This is a genomic window from Salmonella sp. SJTUF14076, from assembly GCF_015534835.1.
GTDB classification, from domain to species: Bacteria; Pseudomonadota; Gammaproteobacteria; order Enterobacterales; family Enterobacteriaceae; genus Salmonella; species Salmonella enterica.
Genome location: NZ_CP064674.1, coordinates 2687142 through 2707400, shown reverse-complemented (window position 1 = coordinate 2707400; position 20259 = coordinate 2687142). Strand labels below are relative to the sequence as shown.

18 protein-coding genes are annotated in these 20259 nt (G+C 52.7%); 9 read left to right on the top strand and 9 right to left on the bottom strand.

The features are described from left to right. Positions 1-68 precede the first annotated feature (68 nt). Entirely contained in the window at positions 69-2003 is a 1935-nt protein-coding gene (gene yeaG / locus HU143_RS13205; protein ID WP_001518010.1) for a protein kinase YeaG, read from the bottom strand. Between the two features lie 426 nt (positions 2004-2429). On the opposite strand from yeaG, the gene HU143_RS13200 reads away from it, so the two are divergent. The 3 genes from HU143_RS13200 (at position 2430) to HU143_RS13190 (ending at position 5616) form a co-directional block, all read left to right on the top strand. Beyond that, positions 2430-3176: a MipA/OmpV family protein gene (locus tag HU143_RS13200; protein ID WP_000163762.1), complete on the top strand. Its 747-nt coding sequence runs from the start codon at positions 2430-2432 to the stop codon at positions 3174-3176. A 289-nt stretch (positions 3177-3465) separates the two neighbouring features. Continuing rightward, positions 3466-4662, top strand: a complete 1197-nt coding sequence (locus tag HU143_RS13195; RefSeq protein ID WP_000029247.1) for an anaerobic sulfatase maturase — start codon at positions 3466-3468, stop codon at positions 4660-4662. Positions 4663-4758: 96 nt separating this feature from the next. Continuing rightward, complete coding sequence (locus HU143_RS13190; protein ID WP_023226922.1) at positions 4759-5616, top strand: aldo/keto reductase; 858 nt, start codon at positions 4759-4761, stop codon at positions 5614-5616. Positions 5617-5714: 98 nt separating this feature from the next. Here HU143_RS13190 and HU143_RS13185 read toward each other — a convergent pair whose 3' ends face one another. Together HU143_RS13185 and gapA are read right to left on the bottom strand one after the other, a co-directional pair. Further along, positions 5715-6599 (bottom strand): D-hexose-6-phosphate mutarotase, encoded by an 885-nt coding sequence (locus HU143_RS13185; RefSeq protein ID WP_000608662.1) that lies wholly within the window; start codon positions 6597-6599, stop codon positions 5715-5717. 334 nt (positions 6600-6933) lie between these two features. After that, positions 6934-7929: a glyceraldehyde-3-phosphate dehydrogenase gene (gapA, locus tag HU143_RS13180; RefSeq protein ID WP_000153505.1), complete on the bottom strand. Its 996-nt coding sequence runs from the start codon at positions 7927-7929 to the stop codon at positions 6934-6936. 341 nt (positions 7930-8270) lie between these two features. Between gapA and msrB the strand changes: the two genes are divergently transcribed. Both msrB and HU143_RS13170 read left to right on the top strand, forming a co-directional pair. Beyond that, the gene (msrB, locus tag HU143_RS13175) at positions 8271-8684 is read left to right on the top strand and encodes a peptide-methionine (R)-S-oxide reductase MsrB (RefSeq protein ID WP_001519539.1); all 414 of its coding nucleotides are present in this window, start codon (positions 8271-8273) and stop codon (positions 8682-8684) included. Positions 8685-8725: 41 nt separating this feature from the next. Then, positions 8726-9004, top strand: coding sequence for a YeaC family protein (locus HU143_RS13170; RefSeq protein ID WP_001046864.1), 279 nt, complete (start codon positions 8726-8728; stop codon positions 9002-9004). Between the two features lie 351 nt (positions 9005-9355). On the opposite strand, the gene pncA is transcribed toward HU143_RS13170, so the two are convergent. The 3 genes from pncA to sppA form a co-directional block, all read right to left on the bottom strand. Next, the gene (pncA, locus tag HU143_RS13165; RefSeq protein ID WP_000184707.1) at positions 9356-10012 is read right to left on the bottom strand and encodes a bifunctional nicotinamidase/pyrazinamidase; all 657 of its coding nucleotides are present in this window, start codon (positions 10010-10012) and stop codon (positions 9356-9358) included. A gap of 26 nt (positions 10013-10038) precedes the next feature. Beyond that, positions 10039-11055, bottom strand: coding sequence for an asparaginase (gene ansA / locus HU143_RS13160; protein WP_001170138.1), 1017 nt, complete (start codon positions 11053-11055; stop codon positions 10039-10041). Between the two features lie 95 nt (positions 11056-11150). Further along, positions 11151-13007, bottom strand: a complete 1857-nt coding sequence (gene sppA, locus HU143_RS13155) for a signal peptide peptidase SppA (RefSeq protein ID WP_001259874.1) — start codon at positions 13005-13007, stop codon at positions 11151-11153. Positions 13008-13180: 173 nt separating this feature from the next. On the opposite strand from sppA, the gene HU143_RS13150 reads away from it, so the two are divergent. The 3 genes from HU143_RS13150 to topB all read left to right on the top strand — a co-directional run bounded on the left by HU143_RS13150 (position 13181) and on the right by topB (position 16847). Continuing rightward, positions 13181-13732, top strand: coding sequence for an NAD(P)H nitroreductase (locus HU143_RS13150; protein ID WP_000339313.1), 552 nt, complete (start codon positions 13181-13183; stop codon positions 13730-13732). A 117-nt stretch (positions 13733-13849) separates the two neighbouring features. After that, positions 13850-14893: a selenide, water dikinase SelD gene (gene selD, locus HU143_RS13145; RefSeq protein WP_001294900.1), complete on the top strand. Its 1044-nt coding sequence runs from the start codon at positions 13850-13852 to the stop codon at positions 14891-14893. A gap of 4 nt (positions 14894-14897) precedes the next feature. Further along, positions 14898-16847, top strand: coding sequence for a DNA topoisomerase III (topB, locus tag HU143_RS13140; protein ID WP_001235863.1), 1950 nt, complete (start codon positions 14898-14900; stop codon positions 16845-16847). A gap of 29 nt (positions 16848-16876) precedes the next feature. Here topB and gdhA read toward each other — a convergent pair whose 3' ends face one another. Then, positions 16877-18220: an NADP-specific glutamate dehydrogenase gene (gene gdhA, locus HU143_RS13135; RefSeq protein WP_000372865.1), complete on the bottom strand. Its 1344-nt coding sequence runs from the start codon at positions 18218-18220 to the stop codon at positions 16877-16879. Positions 18221-18458: 238 nt separating this feature from the next. Here gdhA and HU143_RS13130 point away from each other — a divergent pair, with 238 nt between their 5' ends. Continuing rightward, on the top strand, positions 18459-18734 hold the full coding sequence (locus HU143_RS13130) for a YnjH family protein (RefSeq protein ID WP_001254683.1): 276 nt from the start codon (positions 18459-18461) through the stop codon (positions 18732-18734). On the opposite strand, the gene HU143_RS13125 is transcribed toward HU143_RS13130, so the two are convergent. After that, a complete protein-coding gene (locus HU143_RS13125; protein ID WP_023226923.1) occupies positions 18694-19110 on the bottom strand; it encodes a pyrimidine (deoxy)nucleoside triphosphate diphosphatase in 417 nt (138 codons plus the stop codon). The two genes, HU143_RS13130 and HU143_RS13125, sit on opposite strands and share 41 nt — an antisense overlap. A gap of 72 nt (positions 19111-19182) precedes the next feature. Then, positions 19183-19989, bottom strand: a complete 807-nt coding sequence (gene xthA / locus HU143_RS13120; protein WP_000673954.1) for an exodeoxyribonuclease III — start codon at positions 19987-19989, stop codon at positions 19183-19185. Between the last annotated feature and the right edge of the window lie 270 nt (positions 19990-20259).

Sequence of the window (20259 nt, the reverse complement as noted above, 5' to 3'; positions counted from 1 at the left end):
ACGCTTAGCCAGTCTACAGAACATTACTTTGTAGGCCCGGTAAGCGCAAGCGCCACCGGGCATTAACATCACGACGATTTACGCACGCGCAGGTACCACTCGCACAGCAAACGAACCTGCTTACGGGTATACCCTTTCTCCATCATCCGATCGACAAAGTCGTCATGCTTTTTCTGCTCGTCAGTCGACGTTTTGGCGTTAAAAGAAATGACCGGCAACAGCTCTTCAGTATTAGAGAACATTTTTTTCTCAATCACCGTGCGCAGCTTCTCGTAACTGGTCCAGTTTGGATTACGGCCGCTATTGTTGGCTCTGGCGCGCAGGACAAAGTTTACTATCTCATTACGGAAATCTTTCGGGTTACTGATACCCGCTGGTTTTTCAATTTTTTCCAGTTCGGCGTTCAGCGACTCGCGATCGAACAGTTGACCGGTATCCGGGTCGCGATACTCCTGATCCTGAATCCAGAAATCCGCATAAGTCACGTAACGATCAAAAATGTTCTGCCCGTACTCAGAATAAGATTCGAGATAGGCCGTCTGGATCTCCTTGCCGATAAATTCGGCGTATTTCGGGATCAGGTAGCCTTTCAGGAACTCCAGATAACGCTCAGCTTGCTCCTGCGGGAACTGTTCACGCTCGATTTGTTGTTCCAGAACGTAGAACAGATGTACCGGGTTTGCCGCCACTTCCGCATGGTCGAAGTTGAATACGCGGGAGAGGATCTTAAAGGCGAATCGGGTGGAGAGACCGTTCATCCCTTCGTCCACGCCCGCATAGTCGCGATACTCCTGGTACGATTTGGCTTTAGGGTCGGTATCTTTCAGGCTTTCGCCGTCATAAACGCGCATTTTCGAGTAAATACTGGAATTTTCCGGCTCTTTCAGGCGGGAAAGAATCGAGAAGCGCGAAAGCGTTTCCAACGTGCCCGGCGCGCAGGGCGCATGAGCCAGCTCGCTATGATTAAGTAGTTTCTCGTAGATTTTGATCTCTTCGGAGATTCGCAGGCAATAAGGCACCTTCACAATATAGACACGGTCGAGGAACGCTTCGTTATTTTTATTGTTACGGAAAGTCACCCATTCAGATTCGTTTGAGTGGGCAAGTATGATGCCATTAAAGGGCAGGGCGGAAATACCTTCCGTACCATTGTAGTTACCTTCCTGAGTTGCGGTCAGCAAGGGGTGCAGCACCTTAATAGGCGCTTTAAACATCTCGACGAACTCCATGATCCCCTGGTTAGCGCGGCACAGCGCGCCAGAGTAACCATACGCATCCGGATCGTTCTGGGCGTGATGTTCGAGTTTACGAATATCCACCTTGCCGACCAGCGCCGAAATATCCTGGTTGTTTTCATCGCCGGGTTCCGTTTTGGCGATGGCAATCTGCTCCAGAATGGAGGGCCAGACTTTCACCACGCGGAATTTAGTAATATCGCCGCCAAACTCATGCAGGCGTTTGGCCGCCCACGGGGACATAATCGTACCTAGATAGCGGCGCGGAATACCGTACTCTTTTTCCAGAATCTGCGCGTCTTCCTGCGGATTAAACAGGCATAATGGATGATCGTTGACCGGACTACGCTCGCCGTTGGCGCTTAAAACATAAATTGGCACGCGCTGCATTAGCGATTTCAGCCGTTCAGCGAGCGATGATTTGCCACCCCCCACAGGTCCCAGCAAATAGAGAATTTGCTTCTTCTCTTCCAGCCCTTGCGCCGCATGTTTCAGATAAGAGACAATCTGTTCAATCGCGTCTTCCATGCCGTAAAACTCTTCAAACGCAGGATAGCGAGCAATAACCCGGTTGGAGAAGAGTCGGGAAAGTCGGGGTTCCTGGGCAGTGTCGACCATATTAGGCTCGCCGATAGCCATTAATAGCCGCTCTGCCGCGTTGGCATAAGCACTGCGATCTTGCCGACAAATGGTAAGAAAATCCTGCAGTGTGAACTCTTCGTCCTTGGCAGCTTCGTAACGCTGGCGATAGTGATCGAATATATTCATGATATGCCATCCTTTCGTTTTTTCGCACATGTTAAGAGCCGTTCATATGAATAGTAGAGGCTCCCGGAAGAGGTAGACTGAACGCCGTCTCTGCTAAGGAAAAAAAAGCAACTCTCATGCCATTTTATTGGTCAGAAGATCAACGTGTCCGGTGATACACCTTCTTAACATTAAGCGTAGATGGCATTTGCAAAACTTGCCTGTACGCGTCAGTGGATTTCGATGACATATCAATAACTCATCAGGTAGAAAAGGCTGGTGGATATCAGAAAAAGCGTTCCCGGTCACATAACGATCATCAGCCGATCATCTGAAAATAATCGGTGGTGGTGATATTAAACGGTTACATTGTGTAAAATAGTTGGGCTTACAGGTATTGGCGGTTACACTTTTGCCGCAGAACATTTGAATAAGGAATTATGGATTGTGACCAAACTTAAACTTCTGGCTCTTGGCGTGTTTATTGCAACATCCGCCAGCGTCGCGCACGCTGAAAGCAACCTGACGTTGGGCGCAGGCGTTGGTGTGGTTGAACACCCTTATAAAGATTACGATAGCGATGTTTATCCGATACCGGTCATCGCTTATGAAAGCGAAAACTTCTGGTTCCGTGGTCTGGGCGGCGGGTACTACTTGTGGAATGACAATGCCGATAAGTTGTCAATCATGGCATACTGGTCCCCGATGTACTTCAAACCGGGCGACAGCGATGACCATCAGTTGCGTCGTCTGGACAGGCGTAAAAGTACTATGATGGCGGGCGTTTCTTACGCGCATCACACCCAGTATGGATTCCTGCGTACCTCACTGGCAGGGGATACGTTGGATAACAGTAACGGTATTGTCTGGGATCTGGCCTGGCTGTATCGGTATACCAATGGCGGGCTGACCTTAACGCCAGGTATCGGGGTTGAATGGAATAGCGAGAACCAGAACGATTACTATTACGGCGTATCACGTAAAGAATCTTCGCGTAGCGGCCTGCGCGGCTATAACCCGAACGATAGCTGGAACCCGTATCTTGAACTTAGCGCTAACTATAATTTCGCCGGTAACTGGAGCGTATATGGTACTGCGCGCTACACCCGCCTGTCGGATGAAATTACCGACAGCCCGATGGTGGATAAATCCTGGACCGGTATCCTTTCTACTGGCGTGACCTATAGATTCTGATTGATTGAATTTGCCGGAAAAACCATGACAAAGCCTGCGTTATGCAGGCTTTGTGCTAACTGAAACGCGAACATGGCGGCTTGCATAAATGCGCTGTTGACCGGGGATGGCGCAGCCGTACGTGATTTATACTTTGTTACATCAATTTAAAAAACTAGCCTTTTATATGAAAAATCCAGGTGATTACAATTGCGCTAACAATTAGCGTAATAATTGTTGCAATGCTGGCTGATATCGCCCTGTCACGTCCCGCTTATGCTATACCCATTCTTCACAGCGAGTAAGACGAATGAGCATAGTATTCAATACCGTAGCCAAGCCCAGCGGCAGTCTGTGTAACTTATCCTGCAAGTACTGTTTCTATCTTGATAAACCCCGGGGACAGCGCGTCATGTCTGACGATGTGCTGGAGACGTATATCCGCCGGGTAATTGATGATACGCCATCCTCAGAGGTCTCGTTTTGTTGGCAGGGAGGAGAGCCGACGCTATGCGGTCTTTCTTTTTACCAAAAAGTGGTGCGCTTGCAGCAACGCTATGCCAACGGCAAAACTATCTACAACAGTCTGCAAACCAATGGCGTATTAATCAATGAAGAGTGGGCGGCATTCTTTGCGCAGCATCAGTTCCTGATTGGTATATCGATTGATGGGCCGCAAGTCGTTCATGATAATTACCGGAAAACACCGTCAGGGCGGGCGTCTTTTTCCCGGGTCGTTAATGCTATCCGCCTTCTGCAGGCAAATGATGTCGAGTTCAACACGCTCACTGTCGTGAATGATGCATCATGCCGTCATGGCAACGCTATTTATCATTTTTTGACGCAGGAACTGGAAAGTAAACACCTGCAATTTATTCCCATTGTTGAGCCGCTCGCGCAAAAAGCGCAGCGTTCTTTGACGTTATCTGACAATGAGGATTCGCCTTCGCTGATGCCCTTTTCCGTCACGCCTGAAGGGTGGGGCGCCTTTATGTGCGATGTTTTTGATCAATGGATACGTCACGATGTCGGACGCATATTCGTACAGCTTTTTGATAACTTACTTGGCGTCTGGATGGGGGAGCCCGCCACGCTTTGTACGATGCAGTCGACCTGCGGGCAAAGTTTGCTGGTGGAGCAGAATGGCGACGTGTTTAGCTGTGACCATTTTGTTTTTCCCGCCTATAAACTGGGCAATCTGCAGCAACACTCTTTAGAAGAAATGGCGGCCTCTCCTTTTCAGCAGCAGTTTGGCGCGGCTAAAGCAAACCTTTCCTCACGCTGCCAGAACTGTACGTGGCGCTTTGCCTGTCACGGCGGTTGTCCGAAACATCGAATTTGTATGGACGGCGGCGAACGGCAAAATTATCTCTGTAAAGGATATCTGGAGTTCTTTCAACATGTGACGCCCTATATGAATGTGATGCGTCAATTATTACTGAATCAGCGACCCGCCGCGCATATTACCCGCATCGTCGACATGATTGCAGATGACGTTCGTCAGTGACAAGAAAATCGCCCCCTTGCGCGGTATGATGCCGGACATTACCGTAGGGTCTAAGAGTCCTGTATTGTTTTACCGTCGAGTGACCTTGAAAAGGAAATGAAATCAGTGAAAAACGTAACGTTTTGCGGGCAGGTGACGCTTCCTGCCATCGGACAGGGAACATGGTATATGGGCGAGCGCGCGGATCAACGTCAGCGCGAGGTTTCGGCGTTGCGCGCGGGGCTGGATTTGGGGTTACGCCTTATTGATACGGCGGAAATGTATGCCGACGGCGGGGCGGAAAAGGTCGTGGGCGAGGCATTAGCAGGGCGACGCGATGAGGCATTTCTGGTGTCAAAAGTGTACCCGTGGAACGCTGGCGGCCAGAAGATAGTTGCCGCCTGTGAGGAAAGCCTGCGTCGTCTGAAAACAGATTATCTCGATCTCTATCTATTGCACTGGGCCGGAAACTTTTCATTCGAAGAGACCGTAGAAGGTATGGAGCGGCTAATCGCGCAGGGGAAAATTCGCCGTTGGGGAGTCTCTAATCTTGATTATGACGATATGCAGGCGCTGTGGCGCATCCCTGGGGGACAGCAATGCGCGACAAATCAGGTGCTCTATCATCTGGCGTCACGCGGTATTGAGTATGATTTATTGCCGTGGTGTCAACAACAGCGAATGCCAGTGATGGCCTATAGCCCGCTGGCGCAGGCTGGCCGATTACGTAGCGGTTTACTGAATCATCCGGTGGTGAATGAAATTGCGCAAGCGCATAACGCAACGGCGGCGCAAATCTTACTGACGTGGGTGATTGCGCATCCGGGCGTGATGGCGATCCCGAAAGCCGGAAGTACAGAACACGTGAAGCAAAATGCGGCGGCGCTTGAGATTACCTTGTCAGCAAACGAACTTGCCTTACTGGACAACGCCTGGCCTGCGCCAAAAGGGAAAACCGCGTTGGATATGGTGTGACGCCGGATAAAATGTGTAAGCGCCGCCATCCGGCAGGTCATGCCTGATGGCGGCTGACGCCTTTCAGATCCTATAGCAACGCCGTTATCCATTCACTTTTAGCGTTTAGCGACGCAGATAGTCTGCGCCAGACGAGAGGGCTTTTCTTCTGTGGCTTGTTGCGGCGCAGTAGCGTAAACCGTTTCAACGCAGACAAACGTTTTATAGCCGTCATCCGGCATGTCGCCCATGCTGACGGACAACGCCGGGCCAGGGTTCCAGCCTACGACGTTAAGATGATGGTGGTGGACCACATCAATCGTGCGGTTTAATGTCGCATCGTGGATCACGCTACATGCTTCAGGATTGAGGTAAACGCGATCGGTACGGTCCGGAAAGGTTTGTATACCGTCGGTCAGGACACCTTCTTTAGCGTCGTTAACTTTATCAATAAACCGATCGCCGAGTCCGCTGACCTTAACGTTGGCGATGTCGCCAACGTTAAAATAGCTGTGGAGCGCGGATGTGGTTGCAAACTCGCCATGCGCTTCCAGTTCAATTTCACAGGTTTTGCCCACTTTAAAACGTGCCAGCAGCGTGAAATCGTGCGGCCAGTATTTCCGGGTGGCCTCACTGCTTTGCAGCTCAAATGTCAGCATTACGCCATTATCATCTTCATTATGCGCTTTTAGCGCCCACGGTAAATTACGCGCAAAGCCGTGTGACGGCAGACCCTGTTGAGCCGCAGGTCCAAACCAGGGCCAGCAGATCGGTACGCCGCCGCGTAGCGCCACGCCGGTTTTGAAAGGCGTATTATTACTGAGCCACAATACCTCTTCCTCGCCAACGGGTTTCCAGGAGAGAAGGTGCGCGCCCTGTAATGCAAAAGAGGCTTTAACCTGCGGATGGTCAACGACGATCAGATCCAGGTCATCAAGCTGACGACGGGAAAGGACAGGGGTAAGCTGTTCGATAACCGGGAGGGCAAAAATTTTATTAATCATTACGCAATCCTCTTAACCCTAAATAATTCGAGTTGCATGACAAGGCGCTTGTGCCTTGACCAGTGCTTGCGCTGGCCCGTAGAGGCGAGGCCGCAGGCCGAGTAACGCGGCAAGTGAACGACAAATTCATCGGGAACGAATTTGAACAACCGTAGGTAATCTCCGGCCAGGGACATGGACATCCCTGATTCATCCCGATAAGTTCGACTTCCGTCAGTGATTCGGGTGAGAAAGCATAGCCAACACACCTGCAACTTGAAGTATGACGGGTATATCTTTAAGCAAAAAAAAGAGCGACCTGAGTCGCTCTTACCAATGACTGTGTCATCTCAACTTATTTGGAGATGTGAGCAATCAGGTCCAGTACTTTGTTGGAGTAACCGGTTTCGTTATCGTACCAGGAGACCAGTTTCACGAAGTTGTCGTTCAGCGCGATGCCTGCTTTAGCATCGAACACGGAAGTGCATACTTCGCCGTTGAAATCGGTAGATACAACGTCGTCTTCGGTGTAACCCAGAACGCCTTTCATTTCGCCTTCGGCAGCAGCTTTAACAGCAGCTTTGATCTGCTCGTAGGTAGCCGCTTTTTCCAGACGAACGGTCAGGTCAACAACGGATACGTTCGGAGTAGGAACGCGGAACGCCATACCGGTCAGTTTGCCATTCAGTTCTGGCAGTACTTTACCTACCGCTTTAGCAGCGCCAGTAGAGGACGGGATGATGTTCTGAGATGCGCCGCGGCCGCCGCGCCAGTCTTTGTGAGACGGGCCGTCAACGGTTTTCTGGGTTGCGGTAGTCGCGTGAACAGTAGTCATCAGACCTTCGATGATGCCGAAGTTGTCGTTGATAACTTTAGCCAGCGGCGCCAGGCAGTTGGTGGTGCAGGAAGCGTTGGAAACGATGTCCTGGCCTTCGTATTTGTCAAAGTTAGCGCCTTTAACAAACATTGGGGTGTTGTCTTTAGACGGACCCGTCAGAACCACTTTTTTCGCGCCAGCGGTGATGTGTTTACGCGCGGTTTCGTCAGTCAGGAAGATACCGGTAGCTTCAGCCACTACGTCAACACCAACTTCGTCCCATTTCAGGTTAGCCGGATCGCGTTCAGCGGTAACACGGATTTTTTTACCGTTAACGATCAGATGACCGTCTTTCACTTCAACAGTACCGTCGAAACGGCCGTGAGTGGAGTCATATTTCAGCATGTATGCCATGTACTCTGCGTCTAACAGGTCGTTGATTGCAACGATCTCGATGTCAGAACGTTTCTGAGCAGCACGGAAAACAATGCGACCGATACGGCCAAAACCGTTGATACCTACTTTGATAGTCATATATTCCACCAGCTATTTGTTAGTGAATAAAAGGTTGCCTGTAAAATTACAAAAACCTTACGCAGCGTCAAGCGGAATCGTGTCAATCATTGCGACAAATCAATCCTCTGCACAACCTTTGCGCGGCTGATTCGCCTCACTCTTCCTTTCGGCTTGAAACCACATGGGGGCGCCGCCCCGAATTTTAAAGGGCAACCGAGATAATAATGTGACATCAGTCACGATTCGTGAGCCGCCATTTCGCAATGATCAAGTTTAGAACAAAAGTTGGTACTGAGGTGTTAATGTTTTGTTAGAATCGGTCAGGCAATGTGAGCACGTTTAAAGTGAGATGTGAGCAAATGGCTAACCAACCTTCAGCAGAAGAACTCAAGAAAAAATTGTCCGAAATGCAATTCTATGTGACGCAGGATCGTGGCACAGAACCGCCATTTACCGGACGCCTGCTACATAATAAACGCGATGGGGTTTATCACTGCCTGGTCTGTGATACGCCGCTTTTTCACTCCCACACCAAATACGATTCAGGCTGCGGCTGGCCTAGCTTTTACCAGCCTGTCAGCGAAGAGGCGATTCGTTACATAGACGATTTTTCTCATGGCATGCAGCGTGTCGAAATTCGTTGCGGAAACTGCGATGCGCATCTCGGACACGTTTTCCCGGACGGGCCGCAGCCAACCGGTGAGCGCTATTGCGTTAATTCGGCCTCGCTGGCCTTTTCTGACGAGAAAAACGGCGATCAACTGAAAGGCTGAAAAAACGATTCAGCAAATTATTCCACAGGAGCGGACACATCATGAATCTTGATGAGATCATTAACAGCATGACGCCGGAAGTGTATCAACGTTTATCCACCGCCGTTGAGCTGGGTAAATGGCCGGATGGCGTGGCGTTGACGCCGGAACAGAAAGAAAACAGCCTGCAGCTGGTGATGCTATGGCAGGCGCGGCACAATACCGAAGCGCAACATATGACGATCGATACTCACGGTCAGATGGTGATGAAAAGCAAGCAGCAGCTTAAAGCGGATTTCGGTATTACGTCAAAGCCGATTGCGACATTGAAAATGCAGTAACGGCAGCCAGATAAGAGGTAGTCGCCATCCGGCGGTTTCATTGCCAATGCGTTGTGCTTACCGGGCCTGCTCATTGCTGTCAGGCACAGGCCCGCCATATTTTTACCCATTAACGCTTAATGTTCAGCGAGTCCGCCAGCTGTTTCGCTAACAGATTATTGTCATCGGCGGCCTATTCCCAGAACATTGCGCCAGCCAGCCCGCGCTTTTTAATCTGTTTCGTTAGAAGCGCTCTCCAGCCTGCGTTGAGCTTTGCCTGGTAGCGACGCTGACGTGACGTATCCGGCCCAAAGATCTATGCAATGGTCTCACCGTTGCGTGATGTAGTGACCGGATACGATACCTGCTCCGCTACCTGGCGACAGCCTGGCCCTGCGTCTCTTCCCAGTCTGCCAGCGTATACAGCGTCGCGCCTGCCGCCGCCATCTCCATAAACGCGTGTGCGCTATCCTGCGGGTGAATATTCACGCCGCGACAGCCATCGGTGATAACGTTAACGGCATAGCCCAACTCTAGCGCATCCAGCACCGTAAATTTTACGCAGTAATCGGTCGCCAACCCCATCACGATAAGCTCGGTAACGTCATGCTCGCGAAGCCAGGTATCAAGGGTAGTTTTCTGCCGATGTTCGTTGTCAAAAAACGCACTGTAGCTATCAATCAGCGGGTTTTCACCCTTATAGATGCAGGCGTCAATCGCATGTTGGTTAAGCAGGGGATGTAACGCCGCGCCGTCGGTATGTTGAACGCAGTGATCCGGCCAGAGCGTTTGCGGCAGCCCGTCCAGCTTTCCCTGACTATAGGGTTCCGCCTGATGCTGGCTGGCGAAGCTGCCATGCTGCGCGGGATGCCAGTCCTGGCTGGCCAGCACCGGAATCTGCCGGGGCTGGCACCAGTCAATAAGAGCGTTGGCGATGTCGATGGTGCTGTCGCCTTCCGCTACAGCCAGCGCGCCGCCGGCGCAAAAATCATTTTGCAAGTCGACCAGTAATAAGGCCCGGTTTGTCATTATCTTCTCCTTGTCGTCGGGATTTTTTAATCATCCGGCGTCAATTCACCACGCAAGTTTTGCGCCATCGCGCTACGAATCGCCTGAGTGTCCAGACCCTGGCTTAACAAATAATGCAGTTTGGTTAAGGTAGCTTCGACGGTCATATCGGCACCGCCAATCACGCCAGCGTGCGCCAGCGCATTACCGGTAGCGTACCCGCCCATATTGACTCGCCCTGACATGCATTGCGTCAGGTTAACCACCACGATGCCGCGCGAACTGGCCTCTTTCAGCTCCTGTAAAAACGCTTTATTTTGCGGCGCGTTGCCTACGCCATAAGAGCGTAGAATCAGCGCTTTTACCGGCTGACGCAGAAAGTTACGTACTACCTCGGCGGAAATCCCCGGATAAATCGTCACTACGCCTATCGGCTGCGGCGTAATAGGGTGAACGATTAATTCACCAGAACCGTAGGGTGCGGGTGGCGTATTTAAACGGCGAATGTGAATTCCTGCTTCCAGCAAGGGCGGCAGATTAGGAGAGGCAAAAGCGTCAAAACCATCCGCATGGGCTTTGGTCGTGCGATTGCCGCGGAACAGACGATTATTAAAAAACAGCGTTACTTCATTAACAGGATAGTTGGCGGCGACATAAAGCGCATTCAGCAAATTAATTTGCCCGTCGGAGCGCAGCTCAGCCAGCGGAATTTGTGACCCTGTCACAATAACCGGTTTACCCAGATTTTCCAGCATGAAAGAGAGCGCCGATGCGGTATACGCCATCGTGTCGGTGCCGTGCAGAATAACAAAACCGTCATACTCATCGTAGTGCGCTTTGATATCTGCAGCGATATGCTGCCAGTCTTCCGGCGTCATATCTGATGAATCCATCAGCGGGGCATATTCATGGATGGTAAAATCCGGCATCTCCGGGCGGTGGAATTCCGGCATCAGCGCCAGCTGGCGCTGAAGGTGCCCGGACACCGGGATATACCCTTTATCTGAGCGCTGCATACCGATAGTACCGCCGGTATAGGCAACGTAAATTGATTTCTTTTGCATGATAATGTTCAGTCGTGTCGCGAAGGACGTATTAATGATTATCGGATGGCGGCTATGAGCAGACGCCGCCATCCGGTATGGCTATTGATGAAGCATTAGCGAACGTTCGCGCAAGTCAAACAGAACGCATAACGGTTTTGCGGATCGTTAAATGCCGCCAGTTTATCCCCCTCGGCCTTCACCGTGTTGGCGGCGGAAACGAGCGGCGCCGGGAGCATCGCCTGAATGGCCTCCGGCAGCATGGCGCGTACTGATCCGGTCATACTGTCCATAACCATATCAAGGACCGTCGGTTCGTCCTGATAGTAATCAAGATGCCACTGTTTCAGTTTCGCCAGCTCCGCCGCTTTGGCGACGGCGTCGTCAAAGTCGCCGAGACTGTCCACCAGACCATTGGCTTTCGCGTCTTCTCCGGTCCAGACATGGCCTTGTGCGATTTTATCAATCTGCTCCGGCGTACGCTTACGCGCGTCTGCCACCAGTGTGATAAAGCGTTTGTAGCCGTACTCAATACTGAGTTGCATCATCTGCTGCACTTCCGGTGACAGCGCTTTGGTCATCGAAATATCCGCCAGCGGCGAGGTGGAAACGCCGTCGCTGTGTACGCCAATCGACGACAGGCTGTTTTCTACCGTATTGATGACGCCGAAGATGCCAATTGAACCCGTCAGCGTGCTGGGGCTGGCCACGATATAGTTTGCCGGCGTAGAGATCCAGTAACCGCCGGAGGCCGCCATACCGCCCATTGAGACCACCACCGGTTTGCCAGCCGCTCTTGCCGCCGCCAGTTCGGCGCGGATAACTTCGGAGGCGTTGACGCTACCGCCTGGACTATTGACGCGCAGCACAATCGCTTTCACTTTAGGATCAAGGCGTGCGTCGCGGATCTGCGATGCCGTAGTGTCGCCGCCGACATTCCCTGGCGTTTCTTCGCCATCCATAATCGCGCCATTGGCGAAAATAACCGCAATAGTACCGCCGGTATCCGCAGGCGTTTTCAGCGAATAATCGTAATAGCTGATCGCGCGATAGTTATTTTCGGTTTTGCTCCAGCCAAACTGCTTCGTCAGCGCTTTTTCAACATCTGCGCTGGAGGCGAGGGCGTCCACCAGTTTATGGTCGAGCGCATATTTGGCGGTGTCGCCGCCCACGCTGGTTAACCCGTCGATAATAGCCTGCGCGCCGGGGAACAGTTGTTGCGGCGAAATCTGGCGATTGGCAGAAACGGTATGCAGGTAGTTCTGCCACAGTTCGCCTATCCAGCGGCTGTCGGCCTCGCGGGCGGCGGGCGACATATCGTCGCGGATAAACGGCTCGACGGCGGATTTATAGGTGCCGACCCGGAAAACGTGGGTAGAGACTTTCAGTTTATCCAGCAGCGTTTTGTAGTACAGGCCATTCGTAGCGAAGCCGTGAAGATCTACCTGACCCTGTGGGGAAAGCCAAATTTTATTGGCGAAACTGGCGAGGTAATACTGACCCTGGCTGTAGTTTTCACCCACGGCGAAAACCGGTTTGCCGCTGTCGCGGAATTCGCGCAGCGCTTTACCGATATAGCGCATTGATGGCTGATCGGCGCCGGTGAAGTTTTTCAGATCCAGAACGATACCCGTGATGTTACGGTCATCTTTCGCCTGACGAATAGCGTTGACGATGTCAAACAGGGAGTTTTCCTGCAGACGGTCGGAGCTGGCGCCAAATAACTGGCGACCCAGCGCGCCCAGACGGTGATTGGTGGAGGGTTTATCCACAATGACGCCGGAAATATCCAGCAGCAGAGCGCCGCGCGCGGTTTGCTCACTGTTGCTGCCGTTACCGATCTGCATCCAGATCCCAACGCCCACCAGGACCAGAAAAATAAAGAACAGGTTGAGTACCATTTCACGGACGAAGTTCAACACTCGCCACGTCCATTTAAAAAATCCGGCAATAAATCGCCACAGGGTTCGCATGTATTCTCCCTATCTGAGTAACAACGCTTGTACCTTGGTGAGGATAAAGCATTAAGATGTGGCTATCGTAATGACCCATCAGGCAGTTGTCAGCAGGAATCACTGCCTGCGCTGTAACAAAATCCGCTCCCGTGTTAATTTTGTGAATAAATATCATTGCTGGAGTTAATCAAATGGATGCACTAGAACTGCTGGTCAACCGTCGTAGCGCCTCTCGTCTCGCAGAACCGGCGCCTGTCGGAGAGCAATTACAGAACATTCTGCGGGCGGGAATGCGTGTTCCCGATCATAAATCTCTACAGCCGTGGCGTTTTTTTGTGATTGAAGGAGAGGGGCGCGACCGCTTCAGCGCCGTGCTTGAACAAGGCGCTGTCGCTGCCGGGGGCGATGAGAAAGCGATCGAAAAAGCGCGTAATGCGCCGTTTCGCGCACCGCTGATCATTACCGTGGTGGCGAAATGCGAAGAAAACCATAAGGTTCCGGTGTGGGAACAGGAGATGTCTGCCGGATGCGCGGTGATGGCGATGCAAATGGCGGCGATTGCGCAAGGGTTTAATGGTATCTGGCGTAGCGGCGCATTAACGGAGAGCGCTATCGTGCGGGAAGCCTTTGAGTGCCGTCCTCAGGATAAAATTGTTGGTTTTCTCTATCTCGGCACGCCGCAGCTCAAAGCGTCAACGACGATCAGTACCCCCGACCCCACGCCGTTTGTGCGTTATTTCTGACGCTGAGGGATAAAACTGTCTGGATTCTGAGCAAAGGCGCGGTAATTCAGACAGTGATACTTACCACATCAGGGAATGAGCGCTACCATAGCGCGAATGCAATGACAGGAGATGTCCATGAGCGAGCAAGCCATTCGTTTAACGCAATACAGCCACGGCGCTGGTTGCGGTTGTAAAATTTCCCCTAAAGTGCTGGAGACTATCCTGCATAGCGAGCAGGCGAAGTTCGTCGACCCGAATCTGTTGGTGGGTAATGAAACCCGCGATGATGCAGCGGTTTACGATCTGGGTAATGGCACCAGTATCATCAGCACCACCGACTTCTTTATGCCGATAGTCGATAACCCGTTTGATTTTGGCCGCATTGCGGCAACAAACGCCATCAGCGATATTTTTGCGATGGGCGGCAAACCGATTATGGCGATCGCGATCCTTGGCTGGCCGATTAATACCCTGTCGCCCGATATTGCGCGTGAAGTGACCGAGGGGGGGCGCTTTGCCTGCCGTCAGGCCGGTATCGCGCTGGCGGGTGGACACTCTATTGACGCCCCGGAGCCGATCTTTGGTCTCGCGGTCACAGGCGTAGTGCCGACCGAACGGGTGAAGAAAAACAGTACCGCGCAGGCGGGATGCAAACTCTTTCTGACCAAACCGTTGGGGATTGGCGTGTTGACCACCGCCGAGAAAAAATCGCTGCTTAAACCTGAACATCAGGGGCTGGCGACGGAAGTCATGTGTCGGATGAACGTTGCTGGCGCGGCGTTTGCCAATATCGATGGCGTAAAAGCCATGACTGACGTTACCGGTTTTGGCCTGCTGGGGCACCTGAGCGAGATGTGCCAGGGCGCAGGCGTGCAGGCGCTGCTTTGCTATCAGGACATCCCTAAACTGCCGGGCGTGGAAGAGTATATTGCTCTGGGCGCCGTACCGGGCGGCACAGAGCGCAACTTCGCCAGCTATGGTCATCTGATGGGCGACATGTCGCGTGAAGTTCGTAGCCTGCTGTGCGATCCGCAAACGTCAGGCGGTCTGTTGTTGGCGGTAACGCCGGACGCCGAAGACGATGTTAAAGCCACCGCGGCGGAATTTGGTATCGATCTGACCGCGATTGGCGAACTGGTCGAGGCCCGCGGCGGTCGCGCTATGGTTGAGATTCGTTAACCTGATGCGGTTGTTTATTGCCGAAAAACCGAGTCTGGGGCGCGCCATTGCGGATGTGCTGCCAAAACCGCACCGTAAAGGCGATGGTTTTATTGAGTGCGGAAACGGGCAGGTCGTCACCTGGTGTATTGGTCATTTGCTGGAACAGGCGCAGCCGGATGCGTATGACAGCCGTTATGCGCGCTGGAATCTGGCTGACTTGCCTATCGTGCCGGAAAAATGGCAGCTTCAGCCTCGTCCTTCCGTCACCAAACAGCTCAATGTGATTAAGCGCTTTTTGCATCAAGCCGGTGAAATTATTCACGCCGGCGACCCGGATCGCGAAGGACAGCTTCTGGTTGATGAAGTGCTGGATTATCTCCAACTTCCTGCCGAAAAGCGCCAGCAGGTGCGGCGTTGTCTGATAAACGACCTTAACCCGCAGGCGGTCGAGCGTGCTATTGACAGGCTGCGGGCGAACAGCGACTTCGTGCCGCTGTGCGTCTCGGCGCTGGCGCGAGCGCGAGCGGACTGGCTGTATGGCATTAATATGACCCGTGCTTACACGATCCTGGGCCGTAATGCCGGCTATCAGGGCGTGTTATCCGTGGGACGCGTGCAGACGCCGGTACTGGGGCTGGTGGTGCGGAGAGACGAAGAGATTGAGAACTTCGTCGCCAAAGACTTCTTTGAAGTAAAGGCGCACATCGTTACGCCTGCCGACGAGCGTTTTACCGCTATCTGGCAGCCGAGCGAGGCGTGCGAACCTTATCAGGATGAAGAGGGGCGCTTGCTGCATCGTCCGCTGGCGGAGCATGTAGTGAACCGAATCAACGGTCAGCCCGCGCTGGTAACCAGTTATAATGATAAACGGGAATCAGAATCCGCGCCGCTGCCGTTTTCGCTCTCGACGCTACAGATTGAAGCCGCTAAACGCTTTGGCCTGAGCGCGCAAAACGTGCTTGATATTTGTCAGAAGCTATATGAAACCCACAAACTGATTACCTATCCGCGTTCCGACTGCCGTTATCTGCCGGAAGAGCACTTTGCCGGACGGCAGGCGGTCATGAACGCGATTAGCGTCCACGCCCCGGATTTACTGCCGCAGCCTGTGGTTAACCCTGATACGCGCAATCGCTGCTGGGATGACAAAAAAGTGGATGCGCACCACGCGATTATCCCGACGGCGCGCAGTTCTTCTGTCCATCTGACGGAAAACGAAGCGAAAGTGTACACCCTGATTGCGCGTCAGTATCTGATGCAGTTCTGCCCGGACGCGGTGTTTCGTAAATGCGTTATTGAACTGGAAATCGCCAAAGGGAAATTTGTCGCCAAAGCGCGTTTTCTGGCGGAGGCCGGTTGGCGGACGTTACTGGGCAGTAAAGAGCGCGACGAGGAAAACGACGGTACGCCGCTGCCGGTTGTCGCCAAAGGTGATGAGTTGCTGTGTGAAAAGGGGGAAGTGGTCGAACGCCAAACCCAGCCGCCGCGTCATTTCACTGATGCGACATTGCTTTCCGCGATGACCGGAATTGCCCGCTTCGTGCAGGATAAAGATCTGAAAAAGATCCTGCGCGCGACCGATGGGCTGGGGACGGAAGCCACGCGCGCGGGGATTATCGAGCTGCTGTTCAAACGTAGCTTTCTGACCAAAAAAGGTCGCTACATTCATTCTACCGATGCTGGCAAAGCGTTAATACATTCGCTGCCGGAAATGGCGGCCCGTCCAGATATGACCGCGCACTGGGAGTCTGTTTTGACGCAAATCAGCGAAAAGCAGTGCCGTTACCAGGATTTTATGCAACCGCTGGTCGGCACGTTATATCAGCTGATCGATCAGGCTAAGCGCACGCCGGTGAAGCGTTTCAGAGGGATAGTCGCGCCAGGCGGTGGAGAAAAGAAAAAGAGTGCGCCGCGTAAGCGAGCGGGCAAAAAAAGCCCGCCTGCTGAGGAGACAGGCCGTCAGACCGAATAAGCGCAAAGCCATCTGGCCTGACGACGGGATTAAATGACGCCCTGCGCCAGCATGGCGTCGGCGACTTTCACGAAACCGGCGATGTTGGCGCCCTGAACGTAGTTGGTATGCTTATTATCGCCGCCGTACTCGACACAGGCGTGGTGGATATCCAGCATAATGTGATGCAGACGGGCGTCCACTTTCTCGGCTTTCCAGCTCAACCGCGCGGCGTTCTGCGCCATTTCCAGCCCTGATGTCGCCACGCCGCCCGCGTTGGCGGCTTTACCCGGCGCAAACAGTACGCCCGCCTCAAGGAAGAGATCGGTCGCTTCAATCGTGGTTGGCATATTTGCCCCTTCCGCCACGGCTTTTACGCCATTGGCAATCAGTACGCGCGCGGCGTCAACGTCCAGTTCGTTCTGCGTCGCGCATGGCAGGGCGATATCCACCGGTACGCTCCAGGGCTGCTGGCCTTCCAGATAGGTTAAGCCAAACTCACGGGCGTAGTCAGCGACGCGACCGTCACGGCTGGCTTTAATTTCACACAGCCGCGCCAGCTTCTCTGGCGTGAAGCCACTTTCATCGACCACCGTCCCGCTCGAATCCGACGCGGTAACCACGCGCGCGCCAAAGGCCATCGCTTTCTCAATGGCGTATTGCGCTACGTTGCCGGAGCCGGACACGGCGACGCGCATCCCTTCAAAACCGAGACCATGACGTTTAAGCATCGCTTCGGTGAAGTAGACCAGGCCATAGCCCGTCGCCTCCGGACGAATCAGGCTGCCGCCGAAGGAAAGCCCTTTGCCGGTGAAGACGCAGGCGCTGTTATTGGAAAGCTTGCGCATCATTCCCGCCATAAAGCCCACTTCGCGCCCGCCCACGCCGATATCCCCGGCAGGCACGTCGGTATCCGGCCCTAAATGGCGATACAGTTCAGTCATCAGCGCCTGGCAGAAACGCATCACTTCGCCTTCGCTTTTCCCTTTCGGATCGAAATCGCTGCCGCCTTTACCGCCGCCCATCGGCAACGTGGTGAGGGCATTTTTAAAGGTTTGCTCAAAGCCGAGGAACTTAAGGATGGAAAGGTTTACCGAAGGATGGAAGCGCATACCGCCTTTATAGGGGCCGATAGCAGAGTTGAACTGCACGCGCCAGGCGCGATTTACCTGCACCTGGTTTTTGTCGTCCAGCCACACTACGCGAAACTGGATTACGCGCTCTGGTTCAACCAAACGTTCCAGTAAAGACATGTGGCGGTAACGGGGGTTTTGTTCAAGAAACGGCCACAGGGTGGTCATGACTTCACGGACGGCTTGCGCGAACTCGGTTTGATGCGGGTCGCGCTTTTGTACATGGTTGAGGAACGATTCCAGAGAACATGTCTGATCCATAGATATAAAAACCTCTTATATATTAATGTGGTTATATTTGCGTTTTATCAGAATATGTATTTGCAGTTTTCGACTATACCATCAGCAATGTGACGGTAAGCAAGAAAAAAATGACGCTGCTAAGTAAATTCATAACGGGGCGAGGGTCATAACTAAAAGCGATGACAAAAGAGGATTAAAGTTTTCACGGCGGCTTACCGTTATACTGAGAATATACTTAGAAAAATAAGGAAATCCTATGCGCCGAAGCCTCGTGGTCGCCGTGATGGCGATAATGCCAATGGTCGGGCTGGCAAACCAGAACAGTCGTCCTGATATTCAGGTGAATGTCCCGCCGGAAGTTTTCAGCACGCGCGGTCAGTCATCCCAGCCCTGCATTCAGTGCTGCGTTTACCAGGATCAGAATTACTCCGAAGGCGCGGTAATAAAAGTGGAAGGCGTCGTGCTCCAGTGCCAGCGTGACGAAAAAACCATCAGCACAAATCCGTTAGTCTGGCGTCGCGTAAAGCCATAAACGCATGCAATAGCGGAATATCCGCCGGGGCGAGGGGGTACTCCAGCGCCTCTTCCGGCGTACACCAGGCTAAGGCCTGATGTTCCAGCGCACGTATCAGACCGTTAAACGCAGGCACATGCCAGGCGTGCAAATGAATCCGTCGGCCAGACACGTCGCGTTGATGGCTGGCGATATAGACGCCGGGCGTGGCGTCAATCCCTAACTCTTCGCGTAGCTCGCGGATAAGCGCCTGCGGCTGGGTTTCGCCGGGTTCGACTTTACCGCCGGCAAACTCCCATAAACCGGCTTGATCCGCATGAGCTGGGCGCTGGGCCAGCAGAATTTTGCCGTCGCGTTCAATGATGGCGGCAACAACATCGAGTTTTTTTATCATTGTCGTTAAGGTCGTTATTCCTGCCGGGAAGCGTCGCGCTATCCCGGCCTTACGGTTAATCAGAAAGCGGAATCAAACACGAAACGTCGCCCAGACCGGCGCATGGTCGGAGGGTTTTTCCATACTGCGAATGTCGTAGTCTATACCGGTTTCTGCGCAACGTTCCGCCAGCGGAGCGCTTGCCAGCAAGAGGTCGATACGCAGTCCGCGATTATCCACGAAACCTTTTGAGCGGTAATCAAACCACGAAAATTTATCCATCGTTTGCGGATTCGCCTGACGGAACGTGTCCACTAATCCCCACTTCAGTAACCGCGACATCCATTCACGCTCCTCCGGCAGGAAGGAGCATTTACCGGTACGCAGCCAGCGTTTGCGGTTCTCTTCGCCGATGCCAATATCCAGATCGGTCGGGCTGATATTCATGTCGCCCATAATTAATACCGGATTATCACACTTGAGTTCCGTTTCAAGATAGTTTTGCAAGTTCTGGTAAAATTGCGCTTTCGCGGGGAACTTCAACGGATGATCCCGGCTTTCCCCCTGCGGGAAATAGCCGTTAATGACGGTGATATTACCCAGCGGTGAGGGGATTTCCGCCATGATAATGCGGCGTTGCGCCTCTTCGCCATCATCCGGGAAACCGCGTCTGACGGAAATGGGCGTGGCTTTTGTTAGCAGCGCGACGCCGTAATGGCCCTTTTGTCCATGATAGAAAACGTTATAGCCCAGCTTCGCGACCTCTTCGAGCGGGAACATTTCGTCGTGGACTTTTGTCTCCTGTAGACCGATCACATCGGGCTGGTGTTTTTCGACAATCGCTTCAAGCTGATGGGGACGGGCGCGCAGGCCGTTGATATTAAAAGAGACAAATTTCATAGTCACTGCCACTTTGCAAGGTGAATCGTGTTGGGATGGTAACAGAAATTTTACCGGGTGACTGCCACTCATCGTCAGATTCGGCCAATGGAAGCGTATGGTGTTTTCTATAGCGCGAAAATGGCACGGTTTGCGTGCAGATGCACCAGAACGGGGCGGTAATTTCCAGTAAATTTCGTATAAGATCACAATTCCAGAATTATATTTGGCAACTGAATAATATTTCGCTTTTTCCTCTTTTTAGCTACCAATTATGCGGTAATATTCACT

Excerpts from the sequence above, each read along its gene's own strand:
- yeaG (WP_001518010.1), bottom strand. The coding sequence starts at position 2,003 with ATGAATATATTCGATCACTATCGCCAGCGTTACGAAGCTGCCAAGGAC.
- HU143_RS13195 (WP_000029247.1), top strand. The coding sequence starts at position 3,466 with ATGAGCATAGTATTCAATACCGTAGCCAAGCCCAGCGGCAGTCTGTGT.
- HU143_RS13190 (WP_023226922.1), top strand. The coding sequence starts at position 4,759 with ATGAAATCAGTGAAAAACGTAACGTTTTGCGGGCAGGTGACGCTTCCT.
- HU143_RS13185 (WP_000608662.1), bottom strand. The coding sequence starts at position 6,599 with ATGATTAATAAAATTTTTGCCCTCCCGGTTATCGAACAGCTTACCCCT.
- gapA (WP_000153505.1), bottom strand. The coding sequence starts at position 7,929 with ATGACTATCAAAGTAGGTATCAACGGTTTTGGCCGTATCGGTCGCATT.
- msrB (WP_001519539.1), top strand. The coding sequence starts at position 8,271 with ATGGCTAACCAACCTTCAGCAGAAGAACTCAAGAAAAAATTGTCCGAA.
- HU143_RS13170 (WP_001046864.1), top strand. The coding sequence starts at position 8,726 with ATGAATCTTGATGAGATCATTAACAGCATGACGCCGGAAGTGTATCAA.
- pncA (WP_000184707.1), bottom strand. The coding sequence starts at position 10,012 with ATGACAAACCGGGCCTTATTACTGGTCGACTTGCAAAATGATTTTTGC.
- ansA (WP_001170138.1), bottom strand. The coding sequence starts at position 11,055 with ATGCAAAAGAAATCAATTTACGTTGCCTATACCGGCGGTACTATCGGT.
- sppA (WP_001259874.1), bottom strand. The coding sequence starts at position 13,007 with ATGCGAACCCTGTGGCGATTTATTGCCGGATTTTTTAAATGGACGTGG.
- HU143_RS13150 (WP_000339313.1), top strand. The coding sequence starts at position 13,181 with ATGGATGCACTAGAACTGCTGGTCAACCGTCGTAGCGCCTCTCGTCTC.
- selD (WP_001294900.1), top strand. The coding sequence starts at position 13,850 with ATGAGCGAGCAAGCCATTCGTTTAACGCAATACAGCCACGGCGCTGGT.
- topB (WP_001235863.1), top strand. The coding sequence starts at position 14,898 with ATGCGGTTGTTTATTGCCGAAAAACCGAGTCTGGGGCGCGCCATTGCG.
- gdhA (WP_000372865.1), bottom strand. The coding sequence starts at position 18,220 with ATGGATCAGACATGTTCTCTGGAATCGTTCCTCAACCATGTACAAAAG.
- HU143_RS13130 (WP_001254683.1), top strand. The coding sequence starts at position 18,459 with ATGCGCCGAAGCCTCGTGGTCGCCGTGATGGCGATAATGCCAATGGTC.
- HU143_RS13125 (WP_023226923.1), bottom strand. The coding sequence starts at position 19,110 with ATGATAAAAAAACTCGATGTTGTTGCCGCCATCATTGAACGCGACGGC.
- xthA (WP_000673954.1), bottom strand. The coding sequence starts at position 19,989 with ATGAAATTTGTCTCTTTTAATATCAACGGCCTGCGCGCCCGTCCCCAT.